General features: G+C 61.7%; 19 protein-coding genes. 3 read left to right on the forward strand and 16 right to left on the reverse strand.

From position 1 onward, the window contains the following. The coding region (locus tag EOD15_RS02785; RefSeq protein WP_148129486.1) for an adenylate/guanylate cyclase domain-containing protein at positions 1-1,328 on the reverse strand (1,328 nt) is incomplete at its 3' end. A gap of 802 nt (positions 1,329-2,130) precedes the next feature. Further along, on the reverse strand, positions 2,131-3,294 hold the full coding sequence (locus EOD15_RS02795) for a DUF3095 domain-containing protein (RefSeq protein WP_245463554.1): 1,164 nt from the start codon (positions 3,292-3,294) through the stop codon (positions 2,131-2,133). Positions 3,295-3,386: 92 nt separating this feature from the next. On the opposite strand from EOD15_RS02795, the gene EOD15_RS02800 reads away from it, so the two are divergent. Continuing rightward, positions 3,387-4,475: a glycosyltransferase family 4 protein gene (locus EOD15_RS02800; protein WP_127320279.1), complete on the forward strand. Its 1,089-nt coding sequence runs from the start codon at positions 3,387-3,389 to the stop codon at positions 4,473-4,475. Continuing rightward, positions 4,472-5,233 (forward strand): polysaccharide deacetylase family protein, encoded by a 762-nt coding sequence (locus EOD15_RS02805; RefSeq protein ID WP_127320281.1) that lies wholly within the window; start codon positions 4,472-4,474, stop codon positions 5,231-5,233. The genes EOD15_RS02800 and EOD15_RS02805 overlap by 4 nt, the downstream gene beginning before the upstream one ends. A gap of 1 nt (position 5,234) precedes the next feature. Here EOD15_RS02805 and EOD15_RS02810 read toward each other — a convergent pair whose 3' ends face one another. The 3 genes from EOD15_RS02810 to EOD15_RS02820 are packed head-to-tail and all read right to left on the reverse strand — an operon-like array spanning position 5,235 to position 9,308. After that, positions 5,235-6,089, reverse strand: coding sequence for an MBL fold metallo-hydrolase (locus EOD15_RS02810; RefSeq protein WP_127320283.1), 855 nt, complete (start codon positions 6,087-6,089; stop codon positions 5,235-5,237). A gap of 23 nt (positions 6,090-6,112) precedes the next feature. Further along, entirely contained in the window at positions 6,113-6,559 is a 447-nt protein-coding gene (locus tag EOD15_RS02815; protein WP_127292062.1) for a cyclic nucleotide-binding domain-containing protein, read from the reverse strand. Between the two features lie 34 nt (positions 6,560-6,593). After that, positions 6,594-9,308: an ABC transporter ATP-binding protein gene (locus tag EOD15_RS02820; RefSeq protein ID WP_127320285.1), complete on the reverse strand. Its 2,715-nt coding sequence runs from the start codon at positions 9,306-9,308 to the stop codon at positions 6,594-6,596. A 230-nt stretch (positions 9,309-9,538) separates the two neighbouring features. Between EOD15_RS02820 and EOD15_RS02825 the strand changes: the two genes are divergently transcribed. Beyond that, positions 9,539-10,213 carry a class I SAM-dependent methyltransferase gene (locus EOD15_RS02825; RefSeq protein WP_164761691.1) on the forward strand — a complete coding sequence of 225 codons (675 nt, stop codon included), beginning with the start codon at positions 9,539-9,541 and terminating at the stop codon, positions 10,211-10,213. Between the two features lie 37 nt (positions 10,214-10,250). Here the strand turns inward: EOD15_RS02825 and EOD15_RS02830 are convergent, their stop codons facing one another. The 11 genes from EOD15_RS02830 to EOD15_RS02880 form a co-directional block, all read right to left on the reverse strand. After that, entirely contained in the window at positions 10,251-11,402 is a 1,152-nt protein-coding gene (locus tag EOD15_RS02830) for a glycosyltransferase family protein (RefSeq protein ID WP_127408272.1), read from the reverse strand. Beyond that, positions 11,399-12,646 carry a glycosyltransferase gene (locus EOD15_RS02835; protein WP_127321993.1) on the reverse strand — a complete coding sequence of 416 codons (1,248 nt, stop codon included), beginning with the start codon at positions 12,644-12,646 and terminating at the stop codon, positions 11,399-11,401. Before EOD15_RS02835 ends, EOD15_RS02830 begins: the two co-directional genes overlap by 4 nt. Before the next feature lies 1 nt (position 12,647). Beyond that, positions 12,648-13,862 carry a glycosyltransferase family protein gene (locus EOD15_RS02840; RefSeq protein WP_127321995.1) on the reverse strand — a complete coding sequence of 405 codons (1,215 nt, stop codon included), beginning with the start codon at positions 13,860-13,862 and terminating at the stop codon, positions 12,648-12,650. A 1,057-nt stretch (positions 13,863-14,919) separates the two neighbouring features. Then, positions 14,920-16,020: a class II histone deacetylase gene (locus EOD15_RS02845; protein ID WP_127321992.1), complete on the reverse strand. Its 1,101-nt coding sequence runs from the start codon at positions 16,018-16,020 to the stop codon at positions 14,920-14,922. A 10-nt stretch (positions 16,021-16,030) separates the two neighbouring features. After that, positions 16,031-17,614 (reverse strand): GMC family oxidoreductase N-terminal domain-containing protein, encoded by a 1,584-nt coding sequence (locus EOD15_RS02850; RefSeq protein ID WP_127408273.1) that lies wholly within the window; start codon positions 17,612-17,614, stop codon positions 16,031-16,033. 10 nt (positions 17,615-17,624) lie between these two features. Then, positions 17,625-18,692, reverse strand: coding sequence for a branched-chain amino acid ABC transporter permease (locus EOD15_RS02855; protein ID WP_236383177.1), 1,068 nt, complete (start codon positions 18,690-18,692; stop codon positions 17,625-17,627). 26 nt (positions 18,693-18,718) lie between these two features. Beyond that, the gene (locus EOD15_RS02860; RefSeq protein WP_023809005.1) at positions 18,719-19,606 is read right to left on the reverse strand and encodes a branched-chain amino acid ABC transporter permease; all 888 of its coding nucleotides are present in this window, start codon (positions 19,604-19,606) and stop codon (positions 18,719-18,721) included. 4 nt (positions 19,607-19,610) lie between these two features. Further along, a complete protein-coding gene (locus EOD15_RS02865; RefSeq protein WP_127317771.1) occupies positions 19,611-20,339 on the reverse strand; it encodes an ABC transporter ATP-binding protein in 729 nt (242 codons plus the stop codon). Beyond that, positions 20,336-21,160, reverse strand: coding sequence for an ABC transporter ATP-binding protein (locus EOD15_RS02870; RefSeq protein ID WP_127317773.1), 825 nt, complete (start codon positions 21,158-21,160; stop codon positions 20,336-20,338). The genes EOD15_RS02865 and EOD15_RS02870 overlap by 4 nt, the downstream gene beginning before the upstream one ends. Positions 21,161-21,230: 70 nt before the next feature. Further along, positions 21,231-22,529: an ABC transporter substrate-binding protein gene (locus EOD15_RS02875; protein ID WP_127408274.1), complete on the reverse strand. Its 1,299-nt coding sequence runs from the start codon at positions 22,527-22,529 to the stop codon at positions 21,231-21,233. Between the two features lie 54 nt (positions 22,530-22,583). Further along, complete coding sequence (locus tag EOD15_RS02880) at positions 22,584-24,017, reverse strand: amidase (protein WP_127317777.1); 1,434 nt, start codon at positions 24,015-24,017, stop codon at positions 22,584-22,586. Between the last annotated feature and the right edge of the window lie 101 nt (positions 24,018-24,118).

The raw sequence follows: 24,118 nt of genomic DNA on the forward strand, positions 1-24,118 counted from the left end.
AGCTTTCTCCGGTCGCTTGCCGACAACCGCGCGGCATCGCGATGAAGCAGCATGACCTGCTCGGCGTCCGATATCCGGTCGTGAATCGGCGCAGCGTCTTCATCGAGAGCGAGAGCACCCGACAGATCGGGTGAAAGCACCGTCAGCTTCTGCTTGCTACCCGCCAGTTCCTCCGTGCCGAGTGTCAGCCAACTGTTGTCGCCGCAATAGCTGGCGAAGTCCTTGCTGGCGAGAACGCTGTGCGGATATTTCTTGGTCAGGGTCTGGAGACGCTGGACCTCGTTTACAGCCGAGCCGAAGACAGAGAACGTCAGCCGGTCGGTAAGTCCGACGTTGCCGAACATCACATTGCCGACATGCAGGCCGATACCAAACTTAATGTCGCCCAACCCCTGCTCCTTTCTGCGCAGATTGAGCTCCATCATGCGCGCGCTGGCCTTGTGCGCTGCCGCAAGAGCAGCTTGGCAGGCGATCTCGGACTGCGAGCGATGCCTTTCGCAGGGGTAGACGGCGATGAAGCCATCACCCAGGAAACTCATGATCTGCCCGCCTTTGCGATTGAAAGGCGCAGCGATGGCATCGAAAAACTGGTTCAGCGTATCGATGTAGATTTCGCGACCGGAGGTTTCGGCAAGCCTTGTCGACCCGCGCATATCGCCCATGACGAGTGCGGCCCGGATTGTGTCACCTTCGCCGCGCTTGATCTGGCCATCCAGCACACGCCTGCCGGCGTCGCCGCCAAGATAGGTGGTCATCATGTTGTCGGCGAGCTTGGTGAGCACCGCCATTTTGGTGGCGATAGCGAGATAGTTCTGGATCCGCAATAGCGCCGAAATCATGCCGTCGCTGAAGCCTGAAGCACTGTCGGTCGACCAAGACCCCATCATGCCCTGACTGGTATCCCCGTTGAAGGGATGCACGAAAGCCATGTAGTCGGTGACGCCCATACGCCCGAGGTCATCGAAAACAGGAAACTCCGACCGCACCGACGGGTCGAGCCGGCGCCGCAGGTGGTCGAGCTTGTTGCTGAGCAGATGGTAGTATGGGCTGGTCAGGAATCTGTCGGAATGAACGCCGTTCTCACTGCGGAAGCCTTCCACTTCCAGACCCTGGCCGCGAAGCCAGGTAAAGCCAAGCGCGTCATAAAGCGGATGAAGCATCGAAAAGCTCAAATGCACCCGCTTCAGCGGCAGGCCGGCAGCAGCCAGCCGTTCACAAAAGCCCTTTACCAATGTTTCCAGGTCGTTGCCCGCCAGCGCCGATTGGCTCAGCCAGTCGGCAACTTTATCCATGAGAATGGTGGAAATTTCTGCTTGCGCTGTGCTCATGCCATCTCAAACCCGTCGAAGACGAGCCATCTCCTTTGATCCGCCACACAATCGAAGTCAGTGAAGCCAGCTTCGGCGACGAAAGCCGGCGAAGAATTTCCTAAATAACTCCTTGCAGGAAGGAAGCAGGCGTAAAACAGCATCTATCACCTGGAACCTTATGTGGCGAGGCTTCCGGCGGAGTGCAATCTCGATCCTGACATCGGGCAAAGAATTCGCCGTCTCAGACACCGTCGGGCCTTCACCACTGTCTCTTAGGCCACCCCGAGACGGCCAAAAACATTGCGTGTGTCGACGATCAGAGGAGCGTGATCAGCGATCGCCTGATAGTCGATCGCGTCGTGGCCGGTTGCCACGACGACAGCATCGAATCCTTCGGGGCTTCCGGTGTTTCGGCAGCGGTGTCGGAACGCAGATATGATGGCATCGCAGACGGCTAGTTCGACAAATCCGCAGTGGCGCGGAACCGCCGGGTCGGCAAGGGCTGTCGACGTCACTGCCTCAAGGAGGATTGGCCGTTGTTCAGGCTCTCGACCTTCCGGGTTTCGATGTCGAAGCCGGAAAACCGGGGACCCGGCGCGTGCGATCGCAACCGACAGCGGCAACCCGACATAGCCAGCCCGATCACGCCGACATGCGCGGCGCGCCTCGAAATCCGGTTAAGAAGACGGTCATATCGTGAGGCGTCCAAAAAATCTGCTTCCCCGTCAATTCGGACAGGTTACCCGCTCCCATGGCGAGGCTCACCGGTGCCAAGAACCATGAGTGAGGGCATATTGGGGAAATCGAATTCCGCAAGCAGTCAGCAGACCTGCGCCTTCGCCTTCAGGCTTGCGGCAGCCATCGCGTAGCCGCCGGCGGCGCCATCGATGAAGTGAACGTGATCGCGCTGCAGCGGCGAGATGACGAGGCAGGTCATCAAGGCAGACTTCTGGCGGTGCAGGCCATAATTGCAGATGCCCGCTTCTTCCGCCTGCTTCAGCCGGTCTTGGATCCGATGCAGCACATCCGCGTCAACGTCGATGGTCATCTTCAAGCCGTCGTCGAACTTTCGGAAATCCGAATTGCTGGCCACCTCGCGTTTGTAGACCTTCGGATCGAAACGGCCAATCGTCCAGCCAAATCGATCGGTTGCAGCCGTAAGCGTCATCAGGAACACGATCCACAGCTTCGACCGCCACCGCCATCCTGCCGGGGCCATCGCCCGCGCCTCGACATCCAGGCCGGCGGGCAGCAGACTGTAGCCCGGGCCGTCCACCGGCACCGGGTGGCCATCGCGCTCTTGCCTGCCGGCGAGGGCGATGATGTCGGAAGCCAGAAACTGAAACCCGCGCAAGTCGCGCGACGCCCCCGGTGTGGCTATGATCGAGACGATTTCGCCATGCCGGGCCTCGATCGGGTTCCAACGGCAGGAGAGGCCGGTCAGATCCGGCCGCGCGCCGGCCGGCGCAGGATCGATGCGGTAGCGCCCCGCTTTCATCTCAGCTTCCGCCCAACTGCCGCCACCGCCGGCGAACATGGCATAGAAGGCCGCTTCGGAAGCCCGGAACCTCGCCACGCGAACGTCGAGGCCATGCGCCCTTATGTCCCCTATCGGCACGATCGCGGCGCGCAAGGTAAGGCCCAGTTCGTCCGCCACCCACCTTTGGACGGCCGCCAGCGCGTTGCGGGCAATCTCCAGCGCCGAGCCGGGAAACGCCACGAGCGCGCCGTCGCCGCCGAAGACAAAGGGGAGGTCTTGCCGACCCAGCGCATTGAGCAGCGCCGAAATGACGCTTGCGCCGGCCATATTGACGGTTTTATAGCGCCCCGCCTCGATCGCCTTGGTCGAGCCGACAATGTCGGCAGTGGCCAGCGCCCAGCCATCGGGGAGGGGCCGATAGTTATCGATGTCGGCAACGCTTTCGAACTTTGCGAAGACCGGCAAAGAAGCGACAAACGGGTCGGACGCGACAGCTGTTTCCATGGCCATTAGATAGCATATTCCACGGCTTGAAGGTGAAGTCGATTACGCTTGGAAATTGACTTGCGCAGGCTTTCCGGTGATAGGGTCGCGCGATGCGAATTGCCTTCTACGCGCCGCTGAAGTCACCCAATCATCCCGTTGTTTCCGGCGACCGCCAGATGGCACGGATGCTTGTCAAAGCGCTGGAGCACGGAGGGCATAGCGTCGAACTGGCATCTGAGTTGCGCTTCTATCTACGCCAGCCGGAGTCGAAAAGTTTCGAGGCACTAAAGATCGAGGCCGCAGAGGAAGCCGCGCGGCTGACCAAGCTTTGGGGTCGTGACGGCAAGCCCGATCTCTGGTTCACCTACCATCCTTATTACAAGGCGCCCGACTTGATCGGGCCGGAGCTGGCGTCGGCCTTTGCTATCCCCTATGTGACAGCGGAAGCCTCCTATTCCAGGCGACGCGAAGCCGGCTTGTGGGCCGATAGCCAAGCATTGGTGGCGCGAGCCATCGAACAGGCGGCGATGAACATCTGCTTCACCCAAAGGGATCGTCAGGGACTGGCGGATGCTATTCCCAAGGCCGCTTTCGGTATGCTTTCGCCCTTCATCGACACATCGGCATTCCGGGAAATCCCGGCACGGGGTTGTCCGACGCGCCTCATTACCGTCGCCATGATGCGCCCGGGCGACAAACTGGGCAGCTATCGCATGCTGGCGCAAGCGCTCGGCTTGATAGGTCATCTGCCTTGGACCATGTCGGTCGTCGGAGACGGCCCAGCCCGCGACGAGGTCGAAGCGCAATTCGCCGGCCTGCCCGCCGATCGCATCGAGTGGATTGGCTCGATCGAGCCAGCCGCCGTGCCAGATGTCCTTTACACCGGGGGAATCTATGTCTGGCCGGGTTATGGCGAGGCCTACGGCGTTGCCTATCTTGAAGCACAGGCCGCCGGCCTTCCGGTGGTGGCCCAGGACATCGCCGGCGTGCCGGAGGTCGTGCGGGATGGCCAGACCGGGTTTCTAACCCCGCCGGGCGATGTCGCGGCGTTCGCTTCCGCCATTGAAAGGCTTCTGGCCCGTGACGACGAAAGAACCATCATGGCCGCGGAAGCCAGGCGTTTCGTTCTCGAAGAGCGTTCCCTCGGTGGCGCAGCTGCGCGTCTGGCCGAACTTATTGCGAAGGTCCCGGTCTCATGACGTCCGATCCGATCTGGCAGCCCTTGGTGGAAGAGCTGGCGCGCCTGCAACGGGCGGGCCGCAAGGCGGAGTTCTGGCTGCGCGACGACGACGCCGTGGATCCGACGCCTGCGCTTAATCGGCTGCTCGACCTCACCGGTGAATTCGCGGTTCCGGTCACTCTGGCCGTCATTCCGGCCCTGACCGACGCGAAGCTTGTCGCCCGGCTTGACGAGGCCCCGCATGTCACGGTCGCGATCCATGGCTGGGCGCACCGAAATCATGCGCCCGAGGACCAGAAAAAGCAGGAGCTCGGCGCGCATCGGCCACGCGAGGCGGTGCTCGATGATCTGGCTCGCGGACTGTCGCGAGTAACCGGCCTGCACGGCGCACGTGCCGTTCCGATGCTGGTGCCGCCATGGAACAGGATCGACGCCGGCGTGGTATCCGGCCTTGGATCGATAGGTTTTGCGGCCTTGTCAGTCTATGGGCCGCCGAAGCCGGATTCATTGGCGGTCATCAACAGCAATGTCGACATCATGGATTGGCATGGCACGCGCGGCTGCCTCGATCATGGTCTATTGGTCCAGGCTATCATCGCACACTTGCAGCATGCATCCGACGGCGAGCCGATCGGCCTGCTCACCCACCATCTTGTACATGATGAATCGGCCTGGCTTTTCCTCGAACGATTGTTGACAGTCACCGCACAGGCTGAACCCTGTGCATGGCTTCCGATCAGGACATTGATCGGGCGCCGCGCGGGTAAAGGAAAATAGCTCAGCGCTTTCTGTGCGATGAGACCGGGAATTTGAGCATCTGGCCATCCCGCGCGGCAAAAGCGCCGGCAAACCTGTCCTTGGCCAGCTTCTCCATCTCGTCCAGTTGCTCGTCGGTGCGTGTCGGATCGTGGTGAAACAGCGCAAGCGCCCGTGCACCAGCAGCCTCACAGAGCTTGACGCCCTGTTGCCATGTCGAGTGCCCGTTACCGCGGCGGCGTTCCATTTCCTTCTCGGTGTAGGTGCAATCGTAAATGACGAGGTCGGCATCTTCGATCAGGTCGAGCACCGACTGATCGAGTTTGTCCGGCTCGTGCTCGGTGTCGGTGATCACCGCCACGACGCGGCCGCCCCATTCGATCCGGTAGCCTATGCAGCCTCCCGGATGGGTGAGACTGCCGGTCCGAACCACCACCCCTTCGCGCGGCCGAAGCACGTCTCCGGATACAAAATCGCGGCAGTCGAGATTTGCCTTGCAGACGTTCATTTTCACCGGAAACCACGGCGGCCGTATGAACTCATCGATAATCTGCCGGGTCGTCATGCGTCCTGCAAGATGCCCGGACCAAAGCGTAAGCTTGACGCTCGGGTCGAAGATAGGCGCAAAAGCCGGCAGCCCGATGATGTGATCGTAATGGCAATGGGTGAAAAGCAGGTCGAAATCGGTCACATCCGACGCCTGAAGCGCCCTACCGGCAGGCCGCAGGCCAGAACCTGCGTCGAACAGAAGCGTATGCTTGCCGCATCGCATCTCAATGCAGATTGTGTTGCCGCCATAGCGAGCGAATTCTGGCCCGGATACAGCAATGCTGCCGCGCACGCCCCAAAATCTGACCAGGAAAAAATCGTCGTCCATGCTACCTTTCGCTCATCATAGCTCTAGGCGCTTCGTGCGTCGATCAGATCCGCGGTCGTATGGCTTAGCCGATCGGCAAGAACCCGCAATATCTCGATGGTCATTTCCGGGAACTCCTTCATAAGCCTCAGGAAATGATCCTTGCGGATTCTCAAGGCCTCCAGATCACTTGCCGCGCTGACGGTGGCAGTGCGGGAGCTGTTGCACAATATGGCGATCTCGCCGACGATCGAATTTGGCAGCAGTTCCGCAACCTTTATCGGCCCGCTGTCGGAATCGACCAGAATATCCGCCCTGCCTGAAAGGATGACATAGGCAGCGTCTGCCTCGTCGCCCTGCCGGAAAAGAATCTGGCCGGCGCTGTAATTCACGCGATCGGATGTGAACGCGAGCAGCTTGAGCTTTGCCGGCTCAATGCCGGAGAACAAGGGAACGCGTTGCAGCATTCCAACTTCATCCTTGAGCAGCATTGTCGCAAACCTTCCTAAATTCGCGTCTGCCAGACTATGACAGAAGTTCCTTGAAGATACCGTTCTCTGCCAAAAGTGTCTCGTGTGTACCGTCTTCCACCAATTGCCCCGAGTCAAAGACGATAACGCGATCGAACATCATCGCCATTGCCGGACTCGTCACGACCCACACAATTGCCGGCGAATGGCCGTCGCGTCTGGCTTCCTCGAGCACGTTTCGCAGCACCTTGTCCTGGATACGCTGGTCGAGCGCCGACAGCGGCCGGTTGAGAATGAGAAAATCGGGACGCTTGAGCAGAGCCCGGGCAACATCGAGCTTCTGTCGCTGTCCGCTGGTCAGCCGCCTTCCACCGGCGCCGACGTTGAAGTCCAGGCCGACATCCAGAAGCTCGGCATAAAGCCCCAGCTCGTCAAGAATGTCATAGACGATGGAGCGTATGCGGTCCGGCGCGTCGGGATGGTTGTTTCCCACACGGCCGAATAGGACATTGTCCATGACGGTGGCCGCGGCAATGTATTTGGCAGGATCATACCGTTCGATCGCGTTGTGCAGTTCGGGCGGCAGGTTCTCATAGAACCGGTTGCGTGCGGCGACGATCTTGCTCATCAACTCGTCGGTCAGCAGGCCGAAGCGGTGCCGGGGCTCGATATAGGCAAAGCTCAAGGTGATGATCATGGCGCGGTCGGCCTCCGAAACCGCCTCGTAGGGGCGGTTCTTGAGCCGCTGTAGCAAGGTCTCGTAGGCGGGGATCTCCTCGGCGCTCATGAAGGCGAGCTGCTGGAAGAACTGGTGATCTGGCGGCAGGTCGGCAAACAGCTCGATCGCCTGTTCGGCGATCTCCATGCCCATCTCGTAGAGCGTGCTGTCGAGGCCGGCCTGCTTCAGCACGGAAGCAAAGTAGGGATTGGCCGCCAGAGCCTTGTCGGCCAGTTCGGGGCCGGCGGCGGCGCCGAAAAGCAGGTTCTGGCCGATCGTCGCTTCCGTGTTGTAAGCGCCCGGCTCGAAAGGAACCACCAGTTCGCGCAGCCCTTCCTGTTCGAGCCGGGTTCGCAGCGCTGCACGCAGTTCGACGATCCGCCCGGCGAGCTTCGTGTGACGCGTGAGGTCGGCCGAAGAGCGCAAGCCAAGATCCAGAATGTCGCGCGACAGAAGAACCGCGTCGAGCACCCGGCGCACCGCTTCAAAGAGGTCGTGCGGGCCGGTAGCACCGGCGGAAGCATAGTCGATCCAGTCGCTGTGGACGTCGAAATCCGGATTGCCCGACCGGCGCGCCTCGTCCATGTTCCAGCGCTGCTGGTCTGCCGCGGTGCCGTCATAAGTCACCGATGTCAGCGGTGCATGCTTCAACCCGTAGAGCAAGTTATCGCGCAGGCTTGCTTGGAACAGGAAAACATCCGACGAGGCGTAGGACATGCGCCGGCCGGTCACGGCTTCGGGGAGTTCAAGCAGGTCATCGGCGCCCGAAGCGACCTTTCCACTCTCTGGCCAGTTCAGACGCGCGAAGGCTTCTGCTAGCGCCTCTGCTCCGCCTGTCGGGGTGCTGACCAGCGCCACCGTCTCAGCCGGCTTGACCTGCATGGAGACACGGTTGAGGAGCATTGCACCGCCATCGTCTGCCATGGACAGACCGACCGCCGACAGCGGCTTTGTCATCGGACCGGGATCGTCGATCGCCAGTGCCGCGATTCCCGGCGCAATGATATCCTCGACGGTGAACTGTTCAACGACCTGCTGATATTTGACCTGGACATCCTGCCGATCCTGATCCCAGTCGATCAGTTCCTTCATCGGTCCGGGCAGGTCCTTGTAGGCTCCGATCACCGCCACGAGCTGACCGACGTCCAGCCGGCCCCCTATGACCAGATACCCGCCGATCATGTAGAACAGAAAGGGCGTGAGCTGTGCGAGAAAATTGTTGAGGAACTTTACCATGAATTTCCATTGGTAAAGATCGAAGCGGATCTTGAAGATGAGCCCTAGCCTAGCAGCTATGTCGGCGCGCTCGTAGTTCGACGTGTCGTGGACGTGAACCGCGCCGATACCGTCGACGATTTCGCCAACCCGGCCGGAAAGCGCGCGCGCCGTCAACTGCCGTTGGCGCCCAAGCACGAGCAGCCGCCGCCGCATCCGCGGGATGAGTACGATCTGGATGATCACGATCACCATCGCTATCATTCCGAGCCAGACGTTCTGGACCATGATGAACAGCATGGCCGTCAGCGCCTGGCCGCCGAGCAGCACCGGCTGCAGGAAGGCATCGCCGATAAAGCCGCCCAGCGGCTCCACCTCATCCTTCACCATGGTCGCCACTTCGGCGGATTTCACCCGCTTGAAGTAAATCGGCGGAAACCGCAGCACACGATCGATCAGATCGAAGCGAATACGCCGCAGCATGCGTTCGCCGAGGCGGCCCTTGTAGGTGTTGATGTAGAGTTTGAACAGGCCGTTGATGACGACCAGCAAGAGGAACACAAGGCTCAGGGCAAGCAGCGTCTCCTTGCGGTCCAGCTGAAAACCGGAGAAGAACTGGACCTCGCCAATGAACGGCAGGTTATAGTGCAATTTCATGAAGGGCAGGGTCGCGCCGGGTTGCTCGAACCCCTTCCCCTGGATCGGGCCGTTGACGATCAGCTTCGGCAGGTCGAAGGACATGAAATATGGGATCATCGAAAGCAGGACGATCATCAATATCCAGATCTGCTGCTTCCGGGTGTGCGTCCAGATATAGCGGGCTAGGCTGGGTTCCATATGCGGCTGTCAGTTTGGAGGAAGCAGGCGGTGAAAGCACCTGCTGGCAAACGATGTATCGGCAATGTCTTCGCGGATGGACGCCGCTGGTCCGGACAGACGCAACCGGCCCCCATCGTGACCGTGCAACGGCGAAACGGCTGGTGGCATAGTCTCATCCGCAAGTCGAACAGCCTTGGGTGAGGCAATATTGCGTTGTGTAGCCCGAAATCCCAACATAGAAGACGAATATGATGGATGTCACGCAAGCACGCAATGCCGGCATTGACGGGCACGAACAAGCCTTGGACCTCGCCCGGGGAATTGCCGCGTATGTCGACCACCCTCTTGTCGCCGGGCTGGCGCGGGTCATCGCCAAGCATCCGACGGCCGATATCGCCAACGCCTTCAACCACAAGCAGGTCGCCTGCAAGATGTGGGCGCTCGACAAGCTGTTCGAAAACGACGGCGGCCGGTTCGGGCGCATATGGGTTCTGGGCGGATGGTACGGCGTATTGCCGGCAATGCTTTTCAACGACGCCCGTTTCGACATTGCGGCGATCGACAGCATCGACATCGATCCCAAAGTCGGGCCGGTCGCCCGGACCCTCAACCGGGAAGCCGGCGACCGCTTCCGGGCGCTGACGGAAGATATGTACGCACTCGACTATGCGGCCGGTCGGCCCGACCTGGTGGTCAATACGAGCTGCGAACACATAGCCGACCTGGGTGCCTGGCTTGCCCTGCTTCCGCGGGGCACGAAGGTGCTACTGCAATCGAACGATTACTTCAGCGAGCCGACGCACATCAACTGCGTGGCTTCGCTTGCAGCCTTCGAAGCAATGGTGGCGCTACGGGAGATCAGGTTCTCCGGCGAACTGCCGACAAAAAAATATACCCGCTTCATGCTGATTGGAACTGTTTGAAGCGCGTTGCGCGAATCCAACCGAGATATGACCTGCGCTAGGATTTCGAGGACCAGGCTCGATGCCGCTCGCGCAGGATTTGCGCCGAGTGACGGGCGCCTTCCAGATCGAGACGATGCGCGGCTGGCGTCGGTCCCGCAAGCGCCTGTTCGATCGCTTGCGCCAGACACTCAGGCGTCAGGTCGTTTTCCCTCAGAACCGTCGCCAAACCCAGTTCTTCGAGCATCAAGGCTCGAACCGTCTGTTCCGTTTCCCCGCCGGCTGCAAAGGGAACGAGCAGCGCGCGACAGCGCGCGCGCAGGACATCGCAGACAGTGTTGTAACCCGCCTGCGAGACCGACAGGCGGGCGCCGGTCAGCAAGCTGGCGAAATCCTCGCGAAACCGGAAGATGGACAGGCTCGGCGTCGCATCGCGTGTAATCGCGTCAAACTCGTCCTTCGGCAGGTTTGGGCCGGTGATCAGACACCATTTCCAGGCGTTGTCGGCATTCCGCGCTGATGCGATGGTGGACCGGACAAGGCTCTTTCCGGCGGCCCCGCCGCCAACCGACACCACAACGTCGAAACGCTCGGAGGCCGCGGGCGCTGGTGGCGCGGCAACGAGCCCCGTGTACGCAACCTCGGCCCTGATCGCTCCCGCCAGTGGAAATGTCTTGTCTAGGGTTGCGAAAGCCGGATCGCCATGGACCATGACAAGGTCAAAATGCCTGTTAACGAGATCGACCGTTTCCTCGTTTCGGCCCGGCTTGACGCGGTCCTGAAGGATATCACGGACGGACGTCACCAGAAGCGGTCTGGGCGACGCCGCGTCGATGGCCTCGATCAGCGGCAAGAGTTCGAAACGCATCTGCCGGCGCCCAAATGGAAACGCCTCGACAATGACGATATCAGGCCTGCAATCCCGGAATGCCTGCAGCAGCATCTCTGAACGCCGTTTCTTGAAATCATCGTCAATGGGCTTACCCTGCAGGTCGACAAGACCCGAAAATCCTTCATCACCGGAGGTGACAGATGGCAGGGTTACAGATATTGCCCCCAATCCCGGAAACCCCGCGACCGGCGCTCCGCCAGTGACGATGGTTACGTCAAACCCGTCATCGACCAGAGCCGCCGCGACGCGGCTGGAGCGCGCGAGATGGCCGATGCCGAGCAGGTGCTGGACATAGAAGAAAGCGCGCAGCCGCTTCATTCGGCGGCCCGCCACTCCCGTTCGAACAGCTCCTTGAGCTGTCCGATGCTTGCCATATGATCGAAGTTGCCGCGCACGCGCCGCTCTGCGGCGTCGCCGAGGCAGGCGCGCAGCACGGGATCACGGATCAGTCGCTCCAGCGCCTGTGCCAGGGCAATTGGATTTTCCGTCGAAACCAGCAGCCCGGTTTCATCCGGCGATATAAGCTCCGGCACGCCGGAAATATCGGTCGACACGCAGGCAAGCCGTTGGCTGGCCGCCTCCACCAGAACATTCGGCAGACCATCGCGGTCACCATTTATGGTGATCCTGCAGGCCAAGGCGAACATATCGGCGCGGCGGTAGTGCTCAAGCACCTCCTCCTGCGCAAGCGCGCCTTTCCAAGAGATGCGACCATCCAGTCCGAGCTTTTGCGCCAACGCCTTGAGCCGTTCCAGTTCCTCGCCGCCGCCAATATGCTCGAAACGCCACGCTAAATCACCGGGCAAGAGCGCAAGGGCCTCCAGCAAGGTGTCGTAACCTTTCTTTGCAACGGCGCGCCCGACACTCAGAACGATAACCGGTTCGTCCGGCGCCGAGCCGTCGTGCTGTTTTCGTGCCTCGCCGAAAATGCCGAAGCGATCAAGGTCGAGCCCATGATAGCTCAAATGCACGGACGAGTTGCCGTCGGCGAGTTTTTTCAGACGGTCGAAGCCGGTTTTCGTGCAAGTTACCGTCCAGCGTGCCGAGGAAAGCTTGCTGGCCAGATCCCAATCCGCCGAAGTCCAAATGTCCTTGGCATGGGCCGAGCAACTCCAGGGCAAACCAAGAAGCTGGCTGGCATAGCGCGTCACCGATGCCGGCGTGTGGGCGAAGTGCGCATGCAACCATGCCGCGTCTTCGGGCCATTCGGCCGCTAGCACGAGCGCTTGCCCGAAACGGCGCGCGCGATTGCGCGTAAAGTCGCGCGGGATATCGACCGCCAGCGATCCCAGTGCACGCCAGAAGCCCGGCCGCAGCAGCAAACAAGCAAGAAGCGAGCGAACCACGCGCAGCGGCTCTTCATGCAGATATTCCGGCAGATAATGGACGGGCGCTTTGATCTCGTCATGCACGGGGTGGCGTTTTGCGTCGGTCGGCCGCCTGAGCGCAACGAGTACCAGATCGAACCCCGCACGCTCCAGTCCGAGCAGTTCCTGCGCGATGAAGGTTTCCGACAGCCGCGGATAACCCTTCAGAACCACGACGATCTTGCGATGTTGCAACTCAGTTCATGCCTTCAATAACCGAAAGGTGAGGGCCAGCCTGCCGGTTGAGCAGTTCCGCGACGATTTCGGAAATATGAGGGAGCCCTTCCAGGGTCAGATGTGGATTACTCTGGGATGGACGAGGCCGATTCGGCAGCGCCACCAGTGCATCGGCAAACCGCTGGGAGTCCTTGGCCTCCTCCGGCAAAAGCATTTCGATGAGGCCCAGTTCGGCCGCGCGCCGAGCTCGGATCAGTTGTTCCTGGCGGGGTTCGATGCGCGGCACGATAAGCGCCGGCTTGTCGAAAGATAGTATCTCGCAATAAGTATTGTAACCGCCCATCGCCACTACCGCCTTGGCGCCGGCAATCAGGTCTTCCATGCGGTTGTCGAACTCGATAATCTTGATGTAGGGGATCGTGGCCCCCTTCTTCAGCAACTTGTTGCGCTTGCGAGCCGGCATGTAAGGCCCAAGCACGATCAGCGCCTTGTGCTGCAATTTCGGATCCTGCTGATAAGCGTCGATGACGTCGTGAATCAATTCGGCCCCGTCGCCGCCGCCACCGGTGGTAACCAGGATATAGTCGCCCTCTGGCCGGTGGCCGGGCAACTGGTTCCGCTGCAAGCTCCGTTGCAGGAAACCGACGAATCTCATTTTTGCCCTGACAGCCGGCGGCACATCCAAACCGGTCAATGGGTCGTAGAAATCCGGCGGGCCATAGGCCCAGACCTTGTCGTAGAACAGGCCTATCTTGCGCATCACATCCCTGCGCGCCCACTCTGCTTCGAGCAGATGCGGTGCATCCATCACCTCGCGCAGGCCAAGCACCAGCGTGGTGCCCCGCGTCTTGAGGTAGGACAGCGTGTCCTCAATCTCACCGCGCAGGCCGAGCGGTTCCTTGTCGACGATGAAGATATCCGGGCGGAAGGTCTCGGCTGTGTGGCGGATGATCGACTGACGCATCCTTAGCGTCTCATGCAGATCGATGTCCTTTTCCAACGAGGTGTATTCGCCGTTGCGCAACTTGATGACGCTGGGGATCTTCACGAAGTCGACGCGGGCGCGGTAGTCGAAGGCGCCGGCGATAGTCGCACCCGAAATGATAAGCACCTGAAGCCCACGGAAATCCTCGACTAGCGAATGCGCAATAGTCCGGCAGCGCTGCAAGTGGCCGAGCCCGAACGTGTCGTGGCTGTACATGAGAATTCGAGCGTTTTCTGCGTGTTGGGTCATTCTTGAACGTCTCTTAAAATTCTCGCCTTGAGACCGTGAGCGCCCCCCGGCTTCGAAACCATCCCGGGTGTGAATCACATGGCCGCAATTTCAATTTATATCGCTTCTATGGAATGCCGTTCAGATATGCTTTCTGATCGCCAGTCCGGAACTAGGTGGGTTGGCGAATATCGCCGCGAGGAGTGAGCAGAGACTTCCTGTTGTATTGTGGGATGGATCGAGGAGGAAAACGATGTCAAAAAAATCGGCAGAAGTCATCCCTCTTGATTCCAATCCGGACTGCTAAAAACGATTTCCCCTATCTTGCCCATGTAGCCAATTGCTTGATCGGTATACGAAAGGACAAGGTCGCTGGGCGTCCCACGGCGCATTGTTGTAGAGCTCATTCGTGCGCGCCATTGCACTCGCCTTAGACCAAAGGTGCTGCCCATTATTCTCTTGACGGGCGGTCTGATTGTGATTCACCGACCAGAAATTGAGCCATCTCTCGCCAAGCTAGCCGGAATTTTAGCAATAATCGAGTGGATGCCAGCGCGGTCGCGCCACACCGCCCGCACTAGGGTGTGTGCGACACCGGTTGCTTGTCGATCGTTATGACCCATGCCAATGCCCTATTGGAGCGGTGACGGTGCTTTTTTAAACGGCTTTGGCAGGCCGTCGAACGTCTTGAGGTACAAAAATCGCCCAATTGGTCCCGATAGTTGGTGAACCCTCGAAAAATTCTTTGCGGCGATTTCCCTTTAGAACCGAGGCGTAATTTTTTGACGGCTCTGGTGTCGGTCTCTTATGGGGCTATAGAAACATCCTAGTGTAATTTCAAGTAGTTATAGGCTGTTTGAACAATCGAGTGGGAGTAGGGGTTAGCGTAGTCTGGAGTGCTCCGGCGTTTCTCGCAAAAAACGACGCGCTTTAAGTCTTTGTTTTCGTGCATGTCGTTGTCCCAAACCGGAACTTTTGGGCGACATGCATTAGCCTACCGTCAGCGCGTGCCCGCATTTGCGAGATTGGCCGCCGGTGTGTCTTGAGATCGCCTCATTGGCTGACCGCAATCAGGCTTCTAGGCGATGCCGCCCAAAAGTTCCTCCGCCCTGGAAACAGCGGCCGCCTGATGTGGCTGCAAGGGTTGGCCGGCATAGCTTTCGAAGACCGGCAGGAACGGGTCGTCGATATGCGTCCTGATGCCGGACAACTGCTCCATCACCGCCAGGCCACAGTAGGGAACGTAGGAGGCGGAATAGCCGCCTTCGTGCGACATCATCAGGCGCCCGCCGCAGAGGTCGTCCGCCGCCTGCATCAGCATCCGCGTCATGTCGCGGTAGCTGCCGCTATGCAGCATCATGCGCCCCAGCGGATCGGCCGCCGAGGCGTCGAAGCCCGACGGCACGACGATAAGATCAGGCTTGTAGCGATTGAGCGCCGGCAGCACGACGCGTTCGAAGACGGACATGTAAACGCCGTGGCCGCAGCCGGCCGGCAGCGGTACATTGATGTTGTAGCCTTCGCCCTTGCCCTCGCCGCGTTCGTTGTGAAGACCGCTGTCATGTGGATAAAGCCCGTCCTGATGGATCGAGATGGTCAGTACCGACGGGTCCGAATAGAAGGCGGACTGGGTGCCGTTGCCGTGATGGACATCCCAGTCGACGCTGGCGACCCGCTCGAAGCCATGTTTGGCCCGGTTCTTCAGGATAGCGACCGGAACGTTGCCGAACAGGCAAAAGCCCATGCCTTGCCCGCGCTCGGCATGATGGCCGGGCGGTCGTACCAGCGCATAGCCATTGTCGACATCGCCGCTCAACACCGCATCCATCACCGCCGCCGTGCCGCCGGCGGCCAGACAGGCGATCTCGTAGCTGCCATGGCCGAAGGGGGTGAGATAGCTCGCATCGCCGCCGCGCCCATCACTGAGCAGCTTGATACGGCTGATGTAGTCGCGGTCGTGGAACAGGGCGAGGTCATCCTCGCTCACCGCGACGGAGGCGATCTTGGACAGTTTCTCGGTCAGGCCCGAAACCTCCATCAGATTGCGGAATCGGCGTTTCGTGTCGGCATTCTCCGCATGCTCGCCCGGCTCGATGGTCAGGCTCGGCTGAAAGAACTGCGCGGCATTGCCGGTCTCGTGCCAGAGATAGAGTTCGTGGAAATTCCAGCCTGTCGTCATGTCTTGTTTCCTAGCCCGCCAGGATCATTGACGCGGCGCGTTCGGCGATCATGATCGTCGGCGCGTTGGTGTTGCCCGACACCATTTTCGGAAAGACCGAGGCGTCGGCGATGCAAAGCCCGTCCAGCCCATGAACCTTCATCGACGTCGGATCGACGACGGCCATCGCATCTGAACCCATGCGGCAGGTGCTGGTCGGGTGATAGAGCGTCGTGCAGTGGCCGCGTATATAGTCGGCGATCTCGGCGTCGCTCTCGCATTCGGCGCTCGGCGTGATTTCGCCGGCGAGCATTTCGGCAAGCGGCGACTGCGCCGCGATGCGCCGGCTGATGCGGATGCCTTCGACCAGCGTGGCGATGTCCGAGCCATCCTCGTCGCTGATGAAGTAACGTGGGTCGATAGCCGGATATTCGATCGGATTGGCCGAGCGCAGGCGAATCTCGCCGCGGCTGTCTGGCCGCTGCAGCGTGGTGTGCAGCGTGATGCCGGGTCTGGACGAAAGGAACCGAACATAGTCTCGATGCGGGCTGATGGCGCCGTAAAGCTGCAGGTCCGGCTCGATATCGGGCCGGCTCTTGACGAAGCCGCCCGCCGCCACCCAGGGTGAGGAACGCGGGCCGCTGCGCGATGTCTGCCATTCGGCGAAGTCGCGCTGCAGCGTCTCGTCGGTCCAGGCGCCGACGCCGATCTTGTCCTTGGTATAGAAGGTGATCGGAATGTTGATGTGGTCCTGCAGATCCTTGCCCACGCCCGGCAGGTCGTGCACGGGAGCAACGCCGACCTGGGCGAGTTCGTCGGCCGGCCCGATGCCCGAAAGCAGCATCAGCTGGCAACTGCCGATCGAGCCCGAGGACAGCACCACCTCGCTGTCGGCGAAAGCGGTCTCAGGTTCGCCATTGACGAGATAGCGGATGCCCTTGACCCGGCCCTTCTCGGCGATCAGGCCCGTCGCCAGCACACCGGTTTTCACGGTCAGGTTGGGTCGTTCCCGCGCCGGGCGCAGATAGGCCTTGCCGGTGCCCCAGCGTTCGCCATTCTTAATGGTGAACTGGAACAGGCCGACGCCTTCCTGCTCGACGCCGTTGAAATCGCGGTTCTGCTTGTAGCCTGCGGCCTTGCAGGCCTCGATCCAGGCAAGCTCGTTGGGATCGACATGTCCGACATTGCCGATATGCAGCGGCCCGTCGGCGCCGTGCAGCGGGTCGTTGCCGAGTTCGGCATTGCTTTCACTGGCCTTGAACACCGGCAGCACGTCAGCCCACGCCCAGCCGGGGCAGCCCATCGCCGCCCAGCCATCATAGTCGGACGGCAGCCCGCGAATATAGATCATGGCGTTCAGCGCGCCGGAGCCGCCGATCATCTTGCCGCGCGGCCAGAACACCCGCCTGCCGCGGCAGCCGGCCTGCGGCTCGGTGTAGTAGCCCCAGTCGACTTCCGTGTTGAACATGGTCGGCCAGTCCGACGGCACGTCCGAGGCGAGCGGCGCCTCGCGCCCGGCCTCCAGCAGCAGCACCTTGCGGGCAGGATCGGCGCTGAGCCGGTTTGCCAGCACGCAGCCGGCCGAGCCGGCGCCCACTATGATCGTATCGAACATCGTCAGTCTCTCACTTTCCGGCCGGGGTCGGGCTTTGCACAATGCTGCTTGCTGCTGGCTTGCTGTCGGGGCTGGCGCGACGGCGCCCGAGCCAGTCGATGACATCGCCAAAACGGCCGACCAGCCCCTTGGGCATCAGCACCACCGACAGGGCGATGATCAGGCCGAGCCCGAGCGTGCGGAACTCGCCGCTCTCTCGCATCAGTTCGTCAGCCAGCACCAGCACCACCGTCCCGACCAGCGGTCCCCAGAACGTGCCGACGCCGCCGACCACGACGATGGCGATGATGAACATAAGTTGCGACATCGACAGCACACCGGGGCCGATCGCCTGGAAATGCGCGGCATAGAAACCGCCGGCCAGCCCGGTGAAGAAGGCGGAGATGCCGAACACCAGAAGCTGCGCCTGGAAGCGGTTGACGCCGCGGGCCACCGCATAGCCCGGATTGTCCTTCAGCGCCCGGAAAGCAAGGCCGATCGGGCTTTTGACGATCGCGTAGGTGAAGACCATGGTGAGCGCGAACAGCACCGCGATGATGGCGTAATTGCCGACCAGCCACTGCGCCCGGAGCAAGGCCCTGGTGCCGAGGTCGCCGAAGCGGGCAAAGCCGACGGCGCCGCCGGTGAACTGGCGGCAGACGGAGCCGACCATGACGAAACATTCGGTATCGGTGACGATCAGCAGATACATCGTCTGGGCGATCGCCAGCGTCAGCAGCGCCACATAGACGCCGGTCAGGCGAAGGCAGGCGAGGCCGACGACCAGCGAGAACAGCACGGCGCCCAGCGCGCCAGGCACAAGTGCTGCCCAGACGTTCCAGCCGAAATAGAAGCAGAGCATCGCCGTCGCATAGCCGCCGAAGGCAAAGATCGCCATTTGCGCCAGCGAGAAGATGCCCGAGAAGCCGAACAGGAGGTTCCACTGCGAGGCGATCGTCGCATAGAACAGCGCCAGCACGATCTGGCCAAGGATGTAGCGGCTGTCGACCAGGAACGGCAGCGCGATCGCAGCCGCGATCAGCATCAGGCTGATGGCAAGATCAGTCCTGGCCGAGCGGGACATGGAGGAACGGGACATGGGACGTGTCTCTGTCATGATGCCCCTCACATGCGCCGGATTTCGGCGTGGCCGAAAAGGCCGGACGGCCGCCAGATCAGCACGGCAATGACGACGAACAGCAGCGATGGAAAGCCCCACCTGGCGCCCAAGGCGTACTGGACGAAGGATTCGAGCAACGCCAGCCCAAGTGCTGCTGCGATGGCGCCCGGCAGATTGCCGAGACCGGCGACCACGCACATGATGAAGGCCTTCAGCATCGGGTCGTTGCCGAGTGGCGGCGACAATTGCGTCATCGACGAGACCATGACGCCGCAGATGCCGGCGAGCGCGCCCGACAGCATCAGCACCTGCAGGTAGACGCGGTTGACGGCGACGCCCATGAGCTGCGCCGCGTCGCGGTTCTGCGCCGTCGCCCGGATCGCACGGCCCATCCGCGTGCGGCCGAGCGCCGCCGAGACGACCACCATCATCACGACCACCACAGCGATGATCAGAAGGTTCTGCCAAGGCAGCGTCAGCGGCCCCAGGCGCAAGGCGCCGGCGATCGAGACCGGCTGCTTCAGCGGCTGCCCGCCATAGGTAAGGAGGATGGCATTCTCGAGGGCGATGCCGATGCCGACCGTCGCGATCATGACGTTGGCTTCGAATGTCGATTTGTCGTTCTGCAGGAGATTGCGAACGATCGCGAAATAGAGGATGGCGCCGGCCAAAGCACCCGCGACGATAGCACCGGCGAAACCGATCGCGACCGGCAGGCCGAGCGAGGTGATCACCGTGAAGGCGACGTAGCCGCCAAGCGTCAGCATCGCCGCATGGGCCATATTGAGCATGCCCATCGAACCCCAGACCAGCGACAGCCCGACCGTCGCCAGCGCATAGAGCGCGCCCGAGGTGAAGCCGGCGACGAGAATGGCCATGAGAACGTCGGTCATGGCGTCAGCCTCCGAGATAGGTAGCGAGGAGTTCGTCGCGCGCCATCAGTTCGGCGGGCTTGCCTGACCAGACGATGGCGCCGTCGTCGAGCAGATGCAGGCGGTCGGCGAGATCCTCGACCCGGGCCGGGTTCTCATCCACCAGCAGGATCGTGCGCCCAGCCTTGCTCAGTTGCGAAATGACGCCGTAGACCTGATCGATGATCAGTGGCGCGAGGCCAAGCGACGGCTCGTCGATCAAAAGGATGCGCCCGCCCATCATCAGGCCGCGGCCTATGCCGACCATGCGCCGTTCGCCGCCCGACAGGCTCGAGGCGATCTGGTTGCGACGGTCGGCAAGCTTCGGCAGAAGCGCGTAGACCTCGTCCAGCCGACGCGCGATCTCGGCCTTGTCCGGCGCGAGATAGCCGCCCATCAAAAGGTTTTCGAGCACGCTCATCTGCGCGAACAGCATATCGCCCTGCGGCACGTGGGCGACGCCCAGCATCGCCGTCTCATGCGGCTTGCCGGACAGGCGCCGGCCGTCGATGCTGATCTGACCGCCGCGCAGCGGCACCAGGCCGGAAATGGTCTTGAGCAATGTCGACTTGCCATGGCCGTTCGGGCCGACGACGGTGACGAATTCACCGGCATGAACGGTCAACGAAATGCCCTTGAGCACGTCGAGTCCATCATAGCCGCAGACGATGCCGTCGAGTTGCAGGACAGGTGGTTTTGCGGCTGCGCCCGTCATGGCGTTCCCCCCACCGCCGGATTCGTCGCGGCAGCTTGCTCATCGAAGAATTTCTTCAGCCGTTTCTGCGTGCCCTGGCCGAGATAGGTTTCGACAACGGTCTGGTCCTCGGCGACCTTGTCCGGCCGGCCTTCGAATATCACCTTGCCATGGTGCATGATGATCACGCGGCTGGAGAGCGCCAGGAGAAAGCGCATGACGTGCTCGATCAGGACGATGGTCAGTCCCTGGTCGCGCAGTTTCAGCACCATCGCCATGATCTGGTCGATCTCGGCGACGTTGAGCCCGCCCACCGGCTCGTCGAGGAAGAGCATTTTCGGCCGGGTGGCGATGGCGCCGGCAATCATCAGCAGCTTGCGGTCGAGCACCGGCAGCCGCGCCACGGTCTCGTCGGCCTTGGCCGCAAGCCCGACGAAGTCCAGCGCTTCGATCGTTGCCTGCCGGACATCCTCGCCGAGGCGGAAGCCGGCCAGCCTTCGCCGCTGCCGGCCGAAATAGGCGGCGATCTCGATGTTTTCGCGAACGGTCAAGCTGTCGAAGGCGGCATTGAGCTGGAAGGTGCGGGCGATGCCGAGTTGGCAGATGCGGTCGGCCGGAAGCGCCGAAATGTCGGTGTCGCCGAAATGCACCCGGCCGCCACTGGCCGGCGTGATCCCGGTCACCACGTCGAAGAAAGTTGTCTTGCCGGCGCCGTTTGGCCCACCAATGCCAACGATCTCGCCCGCATTGACCACCATCGACACGCCGTCGACGGCGGCCAGCGAGCCGAACCGTTTGACCACACTGTCACAAACCAGCATCGGACCGGCGGCCTCAGTCATATTTCTCACCCAATGGAGCCGGTCGGGCAAACGGCCCGGCCGGTGTCGTTGGTTTCATTTCCGCGTCCGGTCACTTGACCCATGGCGGCAGGATGAAGCTGTCCGTGGCATAGAGCACCGGCGCGATCAGCTTCGGATCGGTTTTGTAATCCTGATGCTGCAGGAACTGGTGCGGCATGCCAAGCGACGGATCGGCCACCTGCGTAGGATAGCAGAAGGCCGATTGGCCGGCCGGATCGGCCCGGTAGGTGCCGTTGACCCCGCGATAGACCAGGCGCTTCATCGCATTGGCCACCTTGGTGGTCTGCGCCTTGTCCATCGGTTCGCCTGGACCACCGGCGATTGCCGCGGCAAGCGCCCACATCCACAGGCCGTCATAGGTCTGCGATCCCGTGATGTAGGCCGAGTTCGGACCGAATTTGGCCCGGTAGCTCTCGCGGAACGGCTTGGAGAAATCGTCCGGCAGGCAGCCGATCACCGTCGAATAGACGACGCCGTTGACCGCCTCGCCGCCGATCTCGCGGAAAGCCGGCAGCGATGGTCCGTACTGCATGTAGATCAGGCTGTTGATCGGCTCGGCGAGGAACTGGACCATGAACTGCGCCAGGTCCTGCGGCAGGAAGTGCGTGACCAGGATCGCCGCCGGCGGGTCCCGGCGGAGTTTCGCCAGCGTCGGTCCCCATTGGTTGGTCGGGAACGGAACGGTCTCGAACAGACTAACCTCGAAGCCGTATTCGGCGGCCTTGTCGCGGATCGCGTTGGCGATGACGATCGAATATTCGTTGGCAGACGGGATGATGGCGATCTTCTTGTTGGGCGCCTTCCATTTGCCGTCCGCGGCAAGCGTCTTGAGGAAGTTCAGGCAGCCCGGTCCATACCAGAACTCCGGCGGATCGCCCTGGAAGGAGCTGTAATAGCGGGCAGGGTCGGTCTTGAACTTCTCATTGTGCGAAATCAGCGTGTTGTAGTGCATCATGATGACGTCGTTGTCGGCGGCGACGTCCATCTCGATCATGTTGGTGCCGAGATTGTAGCCATTGATGATGACGGGCGCCTCGAAGCGGTCGATCAGGCGCTGCATCGACTGGCTGACGAGGTCGGCGCCCATTTCCTTGGTGTCTTCGATGTGGATCTCGACAGGCCGGCCGAGAATGCCGCCCGCCGCATTGATCTCCTCGGCGGCAAGTTCGAGACCGTTCTTGAACTCGATGCCGTCGGCGGCGGCGATGCCGGACATCGGCAGGGCCGAGCCGACCGGAATGGGCTTGGTGTCCTGGGCGATCGCCGCAGTGTTCATATCGGCAAGAAGCGCGGCACCGGCCGCACCCGCGCCGACCGCGCCCTGCAGCATTGCACGTCTGTTCATCATGGCAAAGTTCCCCTTTTTGGCGTTGGTTAGAGTCTTTTCTTCATGCGAAATCTTTCACACCAGATCTTTCTGGCGAAACGCGTGGGTCATGGGCACGAAAGCGGCTTCCAGGTCGGCTGCCGCCGAGAGCACGCGGGCATCGTCGCCGCGCGCGCCGATGATCTGAAAGCCGACGGGCAGGCCCGCCTCGGTCATGCCGCAAGGGATGACGCAGGCCGGTTGCTGGCTGAGATTGATCGGGTAGCTGAACGCCGCCCATTCGATCCATCGCGAGAGGCCGCTGCCCAGAGGCACTTCAAGGCCAACGTCGAAAGCTGGAATCGATGTCCCCGGCGAAACGATGAAATCATAGTCGTCTAGCAGCCGGTCCATGGCGGCGCCGAATTCGGCGCGCTCCAACTGTGCGGCGACGAGCGTATGGATGTCGAACGCCGCCCCAGCCTGCGCGATCTCCAGGAAGCCCGGATCGATGCCCGCCCGTTTGCTCGGCGGAACCAGCGCCAGCCGCGCCGCGGCGCCGGTGAACCAGTGATGCTGGAACAGATCGAGGAGATCGCCACCGGGAAGATCAATCGGCTCGACCGTTGCGCCGTAGGCGTCGAAACACGTCAAGGCGTGGGAGACGACGGCGGCGATCCCGGAATCCAGCGCTCCTGAAGGCGGCTTCGACCAGTAGCCGATCCGGGCGCCCCGCAAAACTTCTTCGATCCGGCCAAGCGGCGCCAGCGTTCCCACGCCTTGCTGCCAGTCGCTGATATCGCGGCCGGACATGGCGCCGGCCATGACGGAAAGATCGAGTGCTGTCCGCGCCATCGGTCCGATATGGGCGACGGTTCCGAACGCGCTGGACGGATAGGCGGGCACGCGGCCGAAGGTCGGCTTCAATCCGGCGATGCCGGTGAACGAGGCCGGAATGCGGATCGAGCCGCCGCCATCGGTACCGAGATGGAAGACGCCGGCGCCGGTGGCGGCGGCCACCGCCGCTCCGCCGGAGGAACCGCCGGGGGTCTTTTGCGCATTCCAGGGATTGCGCGTGATGCCGCAGAGGCCGCTGTCGGTAATCGCCTTCCAGCCGAATTCGGGCGTCGTCGTCTGTCCGATGAAGATGGCGCCGGCTCTGCGCAGCAGGGCAACGGCGGGGGCATCCTTGTCATAGGCGGCGGAAGTCGTCGTCCTGCTGCCGTAACGCACGCTCCAGCCCTCGACCCAGACGATGTCCTTCAGCGTCGTCGGTATGCCGTCGGCCGCCGACAGCGGCTCGCCTGCCCGCCATCGCTTCTCGGAAGCACCTGCGGCCTCGATCGCACCCTTGCGGTCGATCATGGTGAAGGCGTTGAAAAGCGGATTGATCGCTTCGGCGCGATCCAGCGCCGCCAGCGTCACCTCGACGGGCGACAGCGATCCAGCGCGGTAGGCGGCGCTAAGCTCCGCAGCAGCCAGGCGGCACAGATCATCGGCGTCGGCAATGGGAGACAGCCCATTCGGCATGCAGTTCGAACCCCTCACTTCATGGCCGCTCTTCCGGCAGCCTTGTCAGCCCGGGCAATCTGGCGGGTTTTTTCATCACCATAAAATGTATTGTTGTGGGG

This window comes from Mesorhizobium sp. M7A.T.Ca.US.000.02.2.1, from assembly GCF_003996995.1.
Lineage (GTDB): Bacteria > Pseudomonadota > Alphaproteobacteria > Rhizobiales > Rhizobiaceae > Mesorhizobium.

What these genes read in the sequence shown, in the direction of transcription:
- EOD15_RS02815 (WP_127292062.1), bottom strand. Translation starts at nt 6,559, where the DNA reads ATGCTGCTCAAGGATGAAGTTGGAATGCTGCAACGCGTTCCCTTGTTC.
- EOD15_RS02825 (WP_164761691.1), top strand. Translation starts at nt 9,539, where the DNA reads ATGATGGATGTCACGCAAGCACGCAATGCCGGCATTGACGGGCACGAA.
- EOD15_RS02845 (WP_127321992.1), bottom strand. Translation starts at nt 16,020, where the DNA reads ATGACGACAGGCTGGAATTTCCACGAACTCTATCTCTGGCACGAGACC.
- EOD15_RS02870 (WP_127317773.1), bottom strand. Translation starts at nt 21,160, where the DNA reads ATGACTGAGGCCGCCGGTCCGATGCTGGTTTGTGACAGTGTGGTCAAA.
- EOD15_RS02805 (WP_127320281.1), top strand. Translation starts at nt 4,472, where the DNA reads ATGACGTCCGATCCGATCTGGCAGCCCTTGGTGGAAGAGCTGGCGCGC.
- EOD15_RS02810 (WP_127320283.1), bottom strand. Translation starts at nt 6,089, where the DNA reads ATGGACGACGATTTTTTCCTGGTCAGATTTTGGGGCGTGCGCGGCAGC.
- EOD15_RS02840 (WP_127321995.1), bottom strand. Translation starts at nt 13,862, where the DNA reads ATGACCCAACACGCAGAAAACGCTCGAATTCTCATGTACAGCCACGAC.
- EOD15_RS02875 (WP_127408274.1), bottom strand. Translation starts at nt 22,529, where the DNA reads ATGATGAACAGACGTGCAATGCTGCAGGGCGCGGTCGGCGCGGGTGCG.
- EOD15_RS02830 (WP_127408272.1), bottom strand. Translation starts at nt 11,402, where the DNA reads ATGAAGCGGCTGCGCGCTTTCTTCTATGTCCAGCACCTGCTCGGCATC.
- EOD15_RS02795 (WP_245463554.1), bottom strand. Translation starts at nt 3,294, where the DNA reads ATGGAAACAGCTGTCGCGTCCGACCCGTTTGTCGCTTCTTTGCCGGTC.
- EOD15_RS02850 (WP_127408273.1), bottom strand. Translation starts at nt 17,614, where the DNA reads ATGTTCGATACGATCATAGTGGGCGCCGGCTCGGCCGGCTGCGTGCTG.
- EOD15_RS02860 (WP_023809005.1), bottom strand. Translation starts at nt 19,606, where the DNA reads ATGACCGACGTTCTCATGGCCATTCTCGTCGCCGGCTTCACCTCGGGC.
- EOD15_RS02820 (WP_127320285.1), bottom strand. Translation starts at nt 9,308, where the DNA reads ATGGAACCCAGCCTAGCCCGCTATATCTGGACGCACACCCGGAAGCAG.
- EOD15_RS02800 (WP_127320279.1), top strand. Translation starts at nt 3,387, where the DNA reads ATGCGAATTGCCTTCTACGCGCCGCTGAAGTCACCCAATCATCCCGTT.
- EOD15_RS02865 (WP_127317771.1), bottom strand. Translation starts at nt 20,339, where the DNA reads ATGACGGGCGCAGCCGCAAAACCACCTGTCCTGCAACTCGACGGCATC.
- EOD15_RS02880 (WP_127317777.1), bottom strand. Translation starts at nt 24,017, where the DNA reads ATGCCGAATGGGCTGTCTCCCATTGCCGACGCCGATGATCTGTGCCGC.
- EOD15_RS02855 (WP_236383177.1), bottom strand. Translation starts at nt 18,692, where the DNA reads ATGTCCCGTTCCTCCATGTCCCGCTCGGCCAGGACTGATCTTGCCATC.